General features: G+C 40.4%; 12 protein-coding genes. 9 read left to right on the top strand and 3 right to left on the bottom strand.

Annotated elements, in window-relative coordinates; genetic code table 11:
* The first annotated feature begins 1 nt into the window (after nt 1).
* Entirely contained in the window at nt 2–259 is a 258-nt protein-coding gene (locus tag NYF15_RS14605) for a DUF3862 domain-containing protein (RefSeq protein ID WP_130150052.1), read from the top strand.
* A 27-nt stretch (nt 260–286) separates the two neighbouring features.
* On the opposite strand, the gene NYF15_RS14600 is transcribed toward NYF15_RS14605, so the two are convergent.
* The 3 genes from NYF15_RS14600 to NYF15_RS14590 form a co-directional block, all read right to left on the bottom strand.
* Nucleotides 287–1,654 carry a hypothetical protein gene (locus tag NYF15_RS14600; protein ID WP_237118422.1) on the bottom strand — a complete coding sequence of 456 codons (1,368 nt, stop codon included), beginning with the start codon at nt 1,652–1,654 and terminating at the stop codon, nt 287–289.
* A 108-nt stretch (nt 1,655–1,762) separates the two neighbouring features.
* On the bottom strand, nt 1,763–4,465 hold the full coding sequence (locus tag NYF15_RS14595) for a TonB-dependent receptor (RefSeq protein WP_371353938.1): 2,703 nt from the start codon (nt 4,463–4,465) through the stop codon (nt 1,763–1,765).
* Nucleotides 4,466–5,025: 560 nt separating this feature from the next.
* Nucleotides 5,026–5,436, bottom strand: coding sequence for a hypothetical protein (locus NYF15_RS14590; protein ID WP_130150055.1), 411 nt, complete (start codon nt 5,434–5,436; stop codon nt 5,026–5,028).
* Between the two features lie 344 nt (nt 5,437–5,780).
* Between NYF15_RS14590 and ccoN the strand changes: the two genes are divergently transcribed.
* The 8 genes from ccoN (at nt 5,781) to NYF15_RS14550 (ending at nt 12,909) form a co-directional block, all read left to right on the top strand.
* Complete coding sequence (ccoN, locus tag NYF15_RS14585) at nt 5,781–7,214, top strand: cytochrome-c oxidase, cbb3-type subunit I (protein ID WP_371353937.1); 1,434 nt, start codon at nt 5,781–5,783, stop codon at nt 7,212–7,214.
* A 12-nt stretch (nt 7,215–7,226) separates the two neighbouring features.
* Nucleotides 7,227–7,901, top strand: coding sequence for a cytochrome-c oxidase, cbb3-type subunit II (gene ccoO / locus NYF15_RS14580; protein ID WP_371353936.1), 675 nt, complete (start codon nt 7,227–7,229; stop codon nt 7,899–7,901).
* Nucleotides 7,902–7,906: 5 nt separating this feature from the next.
* Nucleotides 7,907–8,092: a cbb3-type cytochrome oxidase subunit 3 gene (locus tag NYF15_RS14575; protein ID WP_371353935.1), complete on the top strand. Its 186-nt coding sequence runs from the start codon at nt 7,907–7,909 to the stop codon at nt 8,090–8,092.
* Nucleotides 8,089–9,054, top strand: a complete 966-nt coding sequence (ccoP, locus tag NYF15_RS14570; protein ID WP_371353934.1) for a cytochrome-c oxidase, cbb3-type subunit III — start codon at nt 8,089–8,091, stop codon at nt 9,052–9,054. The genes NYF15_RS14575 and ccoP overlap by 4 nt, the downstream gene beginning before the upstream one ends.
* Before the next feature lie 150 nt (nt 9,055–9,204).
* Entirely contained in the window at nt 9,205–9,696 is a 492-nt protein-coding gene (locus NYF15_RS14565) for a FixH family protein (RefSeq protein WP_130150056.1), read from the top strand.
* Between the two features lie 9 nt (nt 9,697–9,705).
* Nucleotides 9,706–12,081 carry a heavy metal translocating P-type ATPase gene (locus NYF15_RS14560; RefSeq protein ID WP_371353933.1) on the top strand — a complete coding sequence of 792 codons (2,376 nt, stop codon included), beginning with the start codon at nt 9,706–9,708 and terminating at the stop codon, nt 12,079–12,081.
* Entirely contained in the window at nt 12,078–12,245 is a 168-nt protein-coding gene (ccoS, locus tag NYF15_RS14555) for a cbb3-type cytochrome oxidase assembly protein CcoS (protein WP_130150058.1), read from the top strand. The genes NYF15_RS14560 and ccoS overlap by 4 nt, the downstream gene beginning before the upstream one ends.
* Nucleotides 12,238–12,909: a sulfite exporter TauE/SafE family protein gene (locus NYF15_RS14550; protein WP_237118416.1), complete on the top strand. Its 672-nt coding sequence runs from the start codon at nt 12,238–12,240 to the stop codon at nt 12,907–12,909. Before ccoS ends, NYF15_RS14550 begins: the two co-directional genes overlap by 8 nt.
* Nucleotides 12,910–12,913: the final 4 nt, after the last annotated feature.

Raw genomic sequence — 12,913 nt, 5'->3', positions numbered from 1 at the left:
TATGAAAAAATATATGGTAATTGCTGCAACAGCGCTTGCATTAGCTGGCTGTTCAAAAGTAAGTTTAGAAAATTACGAAAAGATCAAAATCGGTATGGATAAGACAGAAGTAGAAGCCATTTTAGGCTCTGCTGATAAGTGTGAAGAAAAAACACTACACACTAACTGTATTTGGGGTAACAAAGATAAGAATATCGAAATAACACTCGTTTCTGACAAAGTTTCGCTATATAGCAAAACAGGTTTAGACGCTAAATAACTTCCTCGTAGGGTGGCTCAAGCTACCCTACTCCTTTTCTTCAACTTGGCTGTAAATTTGTTCTATATTCACTATTTTGCTGCGATTTAACGTGATTTTATAGCGTTGATACAAGGTTTCTTGCCCACTTTCACTGAACACAAGCACCAAATTCAATTGATACCGCCTTTCAACAGACTGTTTTGATATTTTATTACTCTCTAAATGATAAAGCTTTCCTTCACCACGTTTTAAGTAACGAGCAAACGGCGCTAAACTAAAGTTAATTGTTTGCTGCAAGCTATCATAACCAGGTAAGAATTTTTTCGCATTAACTTGCGTTTCACTGGCAAAATGTAACCACTGTGCAGCCTGCTTATTTTGGTGGCGACGTTTTGAAAAGATTTTCCTTACCTTTAGAGGAATACGCTTAAAAGAGGTATACTCAAGCCAAATATACTGACTGGCAATTTTATCCTTTGTGATACTATTTCTAAACTGAAAACGCCACTTTGGGCGCCCTCTAACAATAGCACGCCAAATAACCCGCGTGATATCTTCTTTAAATATCTCACGTAGGCCATAAATAACCCCTAAAATCAAAATCAGTGTGGCTGTGACTTCAGTAAAGTTAGAACGCGCATTAAGCACAACAAGCATCACAAAAGCCATGATAACTGCTGTGACAGTGCCTTTAACCATGCGCTTTAGGTAACTATTCAAGTAACGCGTATGTCGGCTTAAAATGACGCCATGCTCTATTAAGCGCTGCAATAACCGCATCTTATTAGTAATGCGATTGGCATCTTCTATGGTTGATTGCGAATTATATTCTTGCTCTTCTCGGTAATTATTTTCCGCTTTACAAAATTGCAGTAAATCGCCTCGCTCTTTTGCATAGTCACTACTTCGCGGCCCTTCGTCTAATAGCTTTAAAAATGATTGTTCTACGTGCCAACTTAAATAATTATCCGCGTTCTTATAAAAGGGTAAAAGCTTTTCATCATCTGGGGTATAGCGTCTTAACTTTTTCAGAAGACCTTGAGTTTGTTCACATAGCTCTATTGCTGCGGGGTAAAATAATTCTGCTTCTTTATATTGCAAGGTGTCTTTCACATCGGCATTCAATGCAAGCCTTACTTGGTAGCAATACAAGTTTAAGTTTTGGCGATAATCTTGCTGCTCACCTTTATTTTTACTGACAAAGCGACTGCGTACTAAAGGTAAGTGAATGTTGTTAGCGTTATAAGCTAAGTGCGATTTAAAATGGTTATTAAAATAGGATTCTTCACTGAGTGTTTGCGGGTTCACACTCATTTCATTGGGAATAGAGAAATACAGGTCGAGACGCTGCTCTGAACGTGGGTTAAGCTCAGGCTCAATAATAAAAGATAAGTTTTCGTCTTGTTTAAGCAATATTACCTCGTTTGTTAAAAATACCTCTATAGTTTACGCGTTGATAGACTTTCAGACAATAAAAAAGGCCCAGTAAAAACTGGGCCTTAGTATTCATTTCAAGCTAGATTAGAACTTAACGTTAATACCAGCGTGGAAACGACGACCTAGTACATCGTATGTGTACGGGTCAGTGTTTGAGTCATTGTTACCTGAGTAGTAAGGTGGCTCTTTATCAAACATGTTGTTAACACCTGCAGATAACGTCACACGGTCAGATAATAAGTATGAACCGCTGATGTCATGGTAAACAACAGATGGTGTTGTAGGTGCTAAACAGCTTGATGGATTTGCTTGACAAGAGTAGCTATCCATACCAGCAATGTAACGTGCTTTATACGTTGCATCCCAGCTTTCGCCGCGTGCCGATAACGTGAAGTTAGACTTAAGGTCAGCATAACCACCTAGGCCAGAAGTGATAAGGCCAGCATAATCAACTGTGTCATCAAGAACCGTTACAACGTACTCGTCTAAGTATGTTGTATCAAGCGTCGCTCTCCAGTTAAGACCCGCAGCTTCGAAGCTGTATGTTAAGTTAAGGTCAAAACCAGATGTTTCTTCAGAACCAATGTTTTGTAATTGGTTGTTGAATTTAACACGACCTGTGCTGTCCATGCTGATGTTAGCAGATTGACAAAGCGTAGAACCAGCATTAGATGATGTAGCTAAACATTGGTCAACAATGTATTGCTCATTCACAGATGCAATCGCATTCTCGATTTCAATTTTGTAGTAATCAAGTGTCATGCTGAAACCGTCTAGCCACTCTGGGTCATATACGATACCAGCAGTTAGCGTGTCAGCTTCTTCTGGAGTAAGTAGTGAGTTACCACCAACAGTTACTTCAGCTTGCTGTTGAGCACCTGGGAAGTTAATTTGTTCAAATGATGGTGAATTACCTGAGTAAAGCTCATCAACAGTCGGCGCACGGAATGCTGTTGAAACAACGCTACGTAGCATTAATTCATCGTTTGCTTTCCATGTTAAACCTAGTTTCCACGTTTCGTCAGAACCAAATGTGCTGTAGTCAAACGCACGAATAGCAGCGCTTAGTTCAACATTTTGTGCAAATGGTGCATCAGCTAATAGTGGTAATGCGAACTCAACATATGCTTCGTTTACGTCAAAGCCACCTGCTGTTGGCTCAACTGGAGGATCATTTGCCAAACCTTGTGCTGTTAGAGAATCTGGTGTGTACCATGCTTTCTCTTGACGACGCTCAATACCTGCTGCGAATGCAGCATAACCAGCTGGCATTTCGAACATTTCGCCTGAAACAGATGCAGCTAGGATGAATAACTGGCTACCACCGTTGTTTACTTCTGTGTAAACATTCTTACGGAAGTCATCAGAAACCCATGCAGCTTGATCAATAGGGTTGAATGTACCAGCTGTGATCTGGTCTTGGATAGCACCCATGTTATGAAGGTTGCTTAGCTTATCTACTGAGTCGTTACGACCGAAGTTAGCTGAAACGTCCCAAGAGTAGTCACCGATGAAACCTTGTGCGCCAACAACTGCACGTACAGTGTCAACAGATTGTTCGAAGTAACGGTCACCTGTGTCAGACATACGACGACCGTACGAAATCATGTCACCGTACTGGTAATTTCTTTCTTGAGTTACGTAGCTGCCATCAGCATTTTTATCTAGGTAGCCGTCGCCATCAAGATCAACACGCTCATCATAGCTTTGGCTAAGAAGTGCATTACCCATATTTTCAGTGTATTCGAAATCGAACCATACTGGTTGTGGAGCCATTTGTTGCTCTGACCAACGCTTAGTGTATGTAAATTCAGTGAATAACGACGTATCGTCAGATAATTCGTATGTCGCGATACCTGTAAGGTTTAAACGCTCCATTGGCGTGTAAAGGTAGCTAGATGGTGAGTAGTTGTAGGCATCAGCATTGCCATAACGGTGATAATCACCACCAAGACCAGATAAACCATTGTCGTTAATTAAAGAAACTGGTGTATCTTCACCATTTGCATTAACTGTTAGGCCTTGTTCACCATTACCATTCCAAATGTGACCGCCTTCATTGTATGAAGAACCAGTACAGTATAGGCCATTGCTACCTTCAGCTAGAGGACACTCAGAAAAGTCGCGGTCTGCTTGAGAAGCTTTACCACGGTCAGTGTACTGCATACCGATTACGATATTACCTTTGTCGAAAGATGTACCTACAGTGAAGTCAATTGAGTTTTCTGTAGCATCGCCTTCGCCAGTGATCGCAGTATTTGCGTTCATGTCTAGGCCTTCGAAATCATCTTTAAGGATAATATTTACAACACCTGCTACTGCGTCAGTACCGTATACAGCTGATGCGCCATCTTTAAGTACTTCAACAGAACGGATCATTGAAACTGGGATAGTATTTAAGTCAACAGTCGATGCTGCGCCTGTACCAGAAGCGATCATACGACGACCGTTTACAAGTACTAATGTACGACTAGAACCTAAACCACGTAAATCGATACGTGCGTTACCGCCTGAACCATTATTGATACCAGGGTTAGTCATCGCGCCGCCAGTGGCAGTCATTTTTTGTAATACGCTATCGATGCTTGTTGCACCCATTGCTTTAATGTCATCAGCGCCAATAATTGTTACTGGGCTAGCGTTTTCCATATCAGAACGCTTGATGCGTGAACCAGTAACTTGAATCTTTTCGATTGACTCAGCTGCGTCATCAGCAGCTAAAGCTTGCATGCTTGAGAACATTGGGATAGCTGAAACAACAGCTAAACCAAGAATTGATTTTTTCATGTGAAAACCCTACTTGTTGGAAATTTACCTTTATTTAGGTAGCGCTCGTTATTATTAGAATCACGAGTCAGCGGAGGGCAACTTAGGCGGGTTTAACTGAACGAAAACTGAATGAGAGAACAAATAAAATACAGTTTAATTTTTAAGTACCTAATGGAGGTAATAACGTTTCACGATGTATCAATGTTAACAATAAAAAACACTTACATTACATAAAGATAAAAAAGGTACGATACAAAAAAAACACCAATGATACTATTTGTATTCACTTTGTAATCAAATGTAATTGCTCAGCAAATATTCCTATATATGAAATTTTTACAAGTTGATCACACATCATTATAAAAACCGTAATAGGTCAATAAATCTGCTAACCATAGTTATTCACAAAAACTAACTAAATAGATAAAGTTAGCTTACGAATGCATTATTAGGGGATGAATATTGTAATAAGTTCCAACTTTTAACGTTTTTTGTTGAAAAAGACTGATGAAACTTTTAAGTGCGGCTATAGATAGTGGAAAGAAATTTCTAAGTGCTAGCTTTTAAAGGAGTTTTTATTAATAACGAGAGTCAAAGTAATATAATAAGCTGTGTGTTTGATCATCCGCCCCTGTATAAGATACAGTCATTTTCCAAGTCATTACTTTTTCTGAGCATAAACCAACCATGGTATCTGCATGCCAGTAATTGGCGCCCTTTTTAAACTGCAAAGGTATGTAACCCATGTACATAGTCACGCCTTCAAGTTTTGCTGAATTGATACTTGCCCCTTCAGGAAGCTTTAAATTAATTGTAAATGGGGTTTCAGGAGAAATGTTAGGTGCTGATAGCCAAATTTCAGTTTTATCAGCAAATAAGCAATGGTCATTATTTTTACAGGTTGCAGATACACTTGCCTCTTCTATACTTTCCCTATCACAAGCAGTCGCTAAAAGGCACAACGTTAAAAGAAGCGGGATGTTTTTCATTTTTATTAGCCTGTAAAAATAAAACGGATACTAGTCAGCTGTGCTGTAAAAAACAACTATGTTAAATCGAATGACTTAAAAAAACACAATGGCTGACAAAAAATAACCAACAAAACGTTAAAATTTGATTGATGTCATAATTTTATGCAATTGACCTATCTTTTTAAGGTCAAAAATTTTATCATTTCCATCGCAAAAATAAGGGTTTCTCGAGTTTGTTTCTGAAGTTAACGTCTTTGGTTAGCTTTAGATAACACGCTTGTGAAGTAATAGTAGGGCCCGCTTATTTTACAGTAGGTGGGTAATTCATTTCTAAACGCATTAATTGCAGCGGAAGCCAGAAAATGAGCCAAACAGTAGCATCACAAACTGAGTACAACTATAAAGTTGTACGCCAATTCGCTATTATGACAGTGATTTGGGGCATCGTTGGCATGAGTATTGGGGTTCTAATTGCTGCCCAATTAGCATGGCCAGCACTTAACTTTGATACACCATGGTTAACATACTCTCGACTACGTCCGTTACATACGAACGCAGTAATTTTCGCATTTGGTACGAGTGCACTTTTTGCGACGTCTTATTACGTCGTACAACGTACGTGTCAAACGCGACTTTTCTCAGATAAACTTGCAGCCTTTACCTTCTGGGGATGGCAACTTGTTATCGTACTAGCAGTCATCACCTTACCATTAGGCCTAACTAGCTCAAAAGAATACGCAGAACTAGAATGGCCTATAGATATTCTTATCGCGATTGTTTGGGTTACCTATGCAGTTGTTTTCATGGGGACGATAGCTATAAGAAAAGTTTCGCACATTTATGTAGCAAACTGGTTCTATGCTGGTTTCATTATTACTGTGGCTGTATTACATATTGTAAACAGTATGGCAATTCCAGTTTCACTCACTAAATCTTACTCTATCTACGCAGGTGCGGTAGATGCGATGGTTCAGTGGTGGTACGGTCACAATGCTGTTGGTTTCTTATTAACTGCAGGTTTCCTAGGTATGATGTACTACTTCGTACCAAAACAAGCAGGTCGCCCTGTTTATTCATACCGCCTATCTGTAGTTCACTTCTGGGCACTTATTTCTTTATACATTTGGGCTGGTCCTCACCACCTTCACTACACGGCTCTACCTGACTGGACACAAAGCTTAGGTATGGTTATGTCAGTTATCCTATTCGTTCCATCTTGGGGTGGTATGATCAACGGTATCATGACGTTATCAGGTGCTTGGCATAAGCTACGTACTGACCCAGTATTACGTTTCTTAGTTGTTTCTCTATCTTTCTACGGTATGTCTACGTTTGAAGGCCCGATGATGGCTATCAAGTCAGTTAACGCGCTTTCTCACTACACTGACTGGACTGTAGGTCACGTGCACTCAGGTGCGCTAGGTTGGGTTGCAATGATTTCTATCGGTGCTATCTATCACCTAATCCCTGCTCTATTCTCACAAGGCCGTATGTACAGTGTTAAATTAGTTAACACGCACTTCTGGTTACACACTGTGGGTGTTGTTCTCTACATTGTAGCAATGTGGATCTCAGGTGTTATGCAAGGCCTAATGTGGCGTGCAGTAAACTCAGACGGTACGTTAATGTACAGCTTCGTACAGTCTTTAGAAGCTTCATATCCGTTCTATATCATGCGTTTCCTGGGCGGTGTATTCATTGTAATTGGGATGCTAATTATGGCTTACAACGTTTATCGTACTGTTGCTGCGAAAAAAGACTCGCTGCAATTAGACGCTGACGCACAATTGGCATAACGGAGTAGCACGATGAGCAATAATAATTCACAAAACAAACACGAAATAGTCGAAAAAAATGTTGGCCTGATGGCTATCTTGACTGTCTTCGCAATCAGCTTTGGTGCACTTGTTGAAATTACTCCACTAATGTTCCAAGACGATACAACAAAACCTGTTGATGGCCTACGCCCCCTTACGGCCTTAGAAATGGAAGGTCGCGACATTTATGTACGTGAGGGATGCTCTAATTGTCACTCACAAATGATTCGTCCATTCCGTGATGAAGCTGAGCGTTACGGTCACTACTCTGTAGCTGGTGAATCAGTATGGGACCATCCTTTTTTATGGGGTTCTAAGCGTACTGGTCCGGACCTAGCTCGTGTTGGTGCACGTTATTCAGACGATTGGCATCATGCTCACTTAATGGATCCACGTGCTGTGGTTCCAGAGTCAAATATGCCTGCGTTTCCTTGGTTGGACGAAAACAGAGTCGATACGACCCATACTCTTAAAAAGCTTCAAATATTCCGTGATAGTTTCGGGATCGACAAAGCGAGTAACCGTTACGACGGTAAAGGTTATGGAAGCGACGAAGAGCTACAAGCAGACATTGCGAAAATCGAAGCCATGAACAATGGTGAAGGCGCAACTGAAATGCAAGCTCTAATTGCTTACTTACAACAGCTTGGCACACACTTGAAGTAATGATTATGGATTACGGAACATACAGAGGCATTTTGACTCTGGTAATTTTAGTACTGTTTATTGTGATTGTTGTATGGGCATACAGCAAGCGTAGCAAAAGTCGTTTTGATGACGCTGCCAATGCCATATTTGAAGATGAAAAGAAACACAACAACACAATCTCTAACGAGGAAAAGGGGTCTGAGAAATGACTAGCTTTTGGAGTATTTGGGTTATTGTATTAACTCTATCCTGTCTATTGATTCTCTTTGTTTTACTAGTGTGGAATTTAAAAAACTACACAGGTGTAAAAGAAGGTGAGAGCTGTGGACATGAATTTGATGGCATTGAAGAGCTAAACAATCCACTACCAAAATGGTGGACTTACATGTTCTTCGCGACATTTGTTTGGTCTGTATACTACCTTGCGGCTTACCCAGGTTTAGGTAACTGGGAAGGTTTAGGTAAGTGGACAAGTTCTAACCAAGGTATCACCTCTTTAGAAGAGTCTAAAAAGGCAACTGAACAAGCATTAGCTAATGGTGAAAACGTTCAATTAGACCAAGAGTTTATCGCAGCTGATAAGCGTTTCGGCCCTATCTTTGAAGCATTTGCTAAACAAGATATTGAGACACTTGTTAAAGATGAAAAAGCGCTTGAAATTGGTCAACGTTTATTCTCTCAAAACTGTGCGCAATGTCATGGTTCAGATGCACGTGGTGGTCAAGGCTTCCCTAACCTAACGGATAACGATTGGTTATATGGCGGCACACCAGATAAAATCAAAGAAACACTTCTTCATGGTCGTGTTGCTGCGATGCCACCTTGGGGTGATGCATTAGGTGAGCAAGGCATTAAAGAAATGACAGCTCACGTACTAAGCCTATCTGGCCGTACTGTTAACCAAAAAGACGCTGAAGCAGGTGCAGCTAAGTTTGCAATGTGTGCTGCGTGTCACGGTGCTGACGGTAAAGGTTCAGTAGCTCATAACTTACCATTTGGTGCACCTAACCTAACTGATAACATTTGGTTATATGGTGGTTCTAAACGTGCCGTTGAAGAAACACTTATCAATGGCCGTGCAGGTGTAATGCCAGCATGGAAAGACATTTTAGGTGAAGACAAAGTACACCTGTTAACAGCGTACGTTTACAGCTTGTCACAAGAAAAATAACCACGCGGTTAATAAAATGTATATTCAATTAATCTTTTAATTCAATAGATTAATTAAGATCAAAAAAGCCTCCATCTGGAGGCTTTTTTTTAGTCTTTTGCTTTTAGATCCGATAAAATGCGTACAACGTTTTTAAAGGTAGTAAGTACTATGAACCCCACTCCTTGGTATAAAAATTTTTGGCCTTGGTTTTTAATCTCTTTTCCACTTGCCGCTATTATTGGTTGTGCTGGTCTTATTTATATGGCTATAGGCAACGGACCCGACATGGTTGTTGATGACTATTATAAAAAAGGCAAAGCTATCAACCTTGAACTCAGTAAATTTAACAAAGCAAAGGCGCTCTATTTGCATGGTGACTTAAATGTGACCGGCGACAAAGTAACCTTCACTTTTACCAAAGGCGATGCGAGTAATGTGCATTCTTTAAAAATGTCATTTTATCACCGCACCATTAAAGCAAACGATTTTGATGTTAGCCTGATGAAAAACGCCCATGGCGATTTCACTGCCCTATTAGATGCGCATGTAAATGGTGCTTACACAGTGTTTATTGAACCTATTGATGGTAGTTGGAAACTAAAAGAAGATATTATTCTACCAACTGAAAAAACAATTTCGATTAGCCCTGAATATAAGTAGTAAACTCTGATGTCTGATAATTGCTTTCATTGTCTTGAAAGTGTGCCAAAAGGCTTTAATGCGACTGTCGAAATAGATGGTAAGGCACAACCTATGTGTTGTATTGGCTGCCAAACGGTTGCTGAGAATATCGTCGCCCAAGGCATGACCGATTACTATAAATTCAGAACGGTGCGCTCTGGCAAGGTAGAACAACTTGTTCCAGAGCAACTTGAATTAATTAAAAGCTACGATAACGAAGATATTCAAGACGAATTTATTTCAGCCGCCAACGACTTATCTGAAGTGCTTCTCACCGTTGAAGGTATAACGTGTGCGGCATGTGCTTGGTTAATTGAAAAACAGTTACTTAATTTAAAGGCGATTAAACGTGTTGACGTAAATACATCAACTAATCGTGCCATGATCCAATGGGATAAATCGGTTACTCCACTTAGCCAAATTATCACCTCGTTACATGAAATCGGCTATAAAGCTTATCCATTTCAGGCTGACCTTGAAGCCAGTCAAAAACAACAAGCTGCCAAAGCGTACATTCGCCGTTTAGGTGTTGCGGGTCTAATGACCATGCAGGTTATGATGTTCGCTTTTGCCATGTATTTTGGCATGTTCTCGGGCATGGAAGAAGACTTTGAGCAATACTTTCGCTGGATAAGCCTAGTACTCGCATCACCTGTTATTCTGTACAGTGCCCTACCATTTTTAACCAATGCCATTAATGGGTTAAAAGCCAAACAGTTGAACATGGACTTACCCGTATCTTTAGCTATTTTTGGTGCTTACGGGGCAAGCTGCTATGCCACTTTAATGTCTGTTGGCGAAGTTTATTTTGAATCTATCTGTATGTTTACCTTCTTATTGTTACTGGGTAAATATTTAGAGTTTAGAGCTCGTTTAAAAGCCAGTGAGTTTACTGCTAATCTACAAAAACTACTGCCTCTTACCGCCCGCATTATCGATAAAAACAATCAAGAATCGATTATTGCCGCTAAAAAGCTAAAACTAGGTGATATTGTTTTGATCAAAGCGGGTGAAACCATCCCTGCCGATGGTGTCGTGGTCAAAGGTAAAACAACCGTAGATGAAGCCATGATGACAGGCGAGCACCAACCTGTTAATAAATTTGTCAGCCATCAAGTTTTCGCTGGCACAATTAACCATGATGGTGTGATCAGTATTGAAATTAACAAAATTGGTCAAAACACACTGCTTAATCAAATTATTAGGCTACAACACACAGCACTAACCAAGCGCCCAAGATTAGTTGAAATCACTGATAAAGTAGCACAGTGGTTTGTTGCTTGTTTATTACTGTTTGCCTCAATGACAGCAATTGGTTGGTATCAAATAGACCCTGAACATGCCTTTTGGGTTACTATTTCTGTGCTTGTAGCAACCTGCCCATGTGCGCTTAGTTTAGCTATTCCAACTGCGCTAACTTGTGCGGTTGCCAGTCTAACTAAACGCGGTATCTTGATTAAACAAGCCCATGTGTTAGAAACGCTACCACAATTAACAGATATCGCCTTTGATAAAACAGGCACCTTAACGCAAGGTCGTTTCACTATAGAGCGAGTTGAGCTAGTCAACACTCAGTACAGTGAAGCTGATGCATTACGCTTGGCAGCCCAACTTGAGAGCTTCTCTGAGCACCCGATTGCCAATGCATTCGCTGGTTTAAACGACACAGTAAATCAAATCGAAAATGTTACCATCGAGCCTGGCAAAGGCATTACAGCTGCGCTTAATAGTCAACACCTTGCGATAGGTAAAAGTGGCTGGTTTGATACTGACAAAGCGGATGCACAAGCAACCTTATATATCAACAAACAAGTTATTGCTCGTTTTTATTTGGCTGACGGCTTACGTGATAACGCAGAAAAATTGATTTCCAACCTTCATTCACAACAGCTCAAGTGCCATATGTTGACGGGTGATGCGTCAAACAGTGGTGAGCGACTCGCAAAACAGCTAAATCTAGATACCGTGCATGCAGCATGCAGCCCTCGCGACAAACAAACCCATGTTGAAGCACTTGCAGATAAAGGTGCCATTGTTGCTATGGTGGGTGATGGTGTAAATGACAGCCCTGTATTTGCCAGCGCGCATTTGTCTATTGCCATGGAAACAGGCGCTGATATTTCCAAAAATACTGCTGATGTGGTATTACTCAACAGTGACTTAAATGCAATCGAACATTTGCTCACTGTATCGAAAAAAACACGTCGAATAGTGAAGCAAAACTTGGCATTGTCGCTCATTTATAATGGTTCGATTTTACCACTAGCTGCACTTGGCCTCGTTGCGCCTTGGATGGCTGTAATCGGTATGTCTGCAAGCTCCATTCTGGTTATTACTAACTCATTAAGGTTATTAAAACTATGAGTATTATCTATATGCTAATCCCTATTGCTATATTATTTGTGATTATTGCAATTGGCGTTTTCTTTTGGGCTGTAAAAAGCGAACAATTTTCTGATTTAAACAAGCAAGGACACAGCATCTTGTTTGAAGACGATAAAGAGCAACATAAAAATAGTAATGATTGACCCCCTATTCATCAGCGCTTTTGTTATGGGTTTGCTCGGCAGTGGGCATTGTCTTGCTATGTGCGGTGGCATAGCAAGCAGTTTACAGCTTGCTGCAAAAAAGCAACAAGCTGTAAGTTATTCTGTTGCTTACAATATTGGCAGAGCACTAAGTTATATGCTTGCTGGCGCACTCGTCGCTGGGATAAGTAGCAAATTTGCCGCTCAAAATTCTCAATTAGCCATTGTCTTATCCTTCCTCAGCGGCATATTTATGTTACTTGTTGGAATTTACATTATGCGCTTAGCTGCCACTTTACAATGGCTTGAGAAACTAGGAAAAACTTTTATATGGCAGCATTTAGTCAAACTTAATCGCCATCTTCTGCCGGTTGACTCCCTACCAAAAGCATTATTATATGGTGCATTATGGGGCTGGCTTCCTTGTGGCTTGGTTTATTCAGCGTTAACATGGGCATTAACAAGCCCATCAGCAGCACATGGCGCCGGTGTTATGCTCTTTTTTGCACTAGGTACCTTCCCTGCAATGGTCAGTATTGGGCTAGTTAGCCATAAAATAAACACTTTTTTAAACCATGTTTGGACTAGGGTTATTCTAGGAAGTGTAATAATATGGTACGGTATATACTTATTAATTATAGCAACCGATAAACTCGTTCATTAGTATT

It is taken from the genome of Pseudoalteromonas sp. 68 DY56-GL68 (assembly GCF_041414825.1).
In the GTDB taxonomy this organism is placed as follows: domain Bacteria; phylum Pseudomonadota; class Gammaproteobacteria; order Enterobacterales; family Alteromonadaceae; genus Pseudoalteromonas.
Note: the sequence above shows the minus strand (reverse complement) of the source record. Positions and strands in the feature narration are given on the sequence as shown.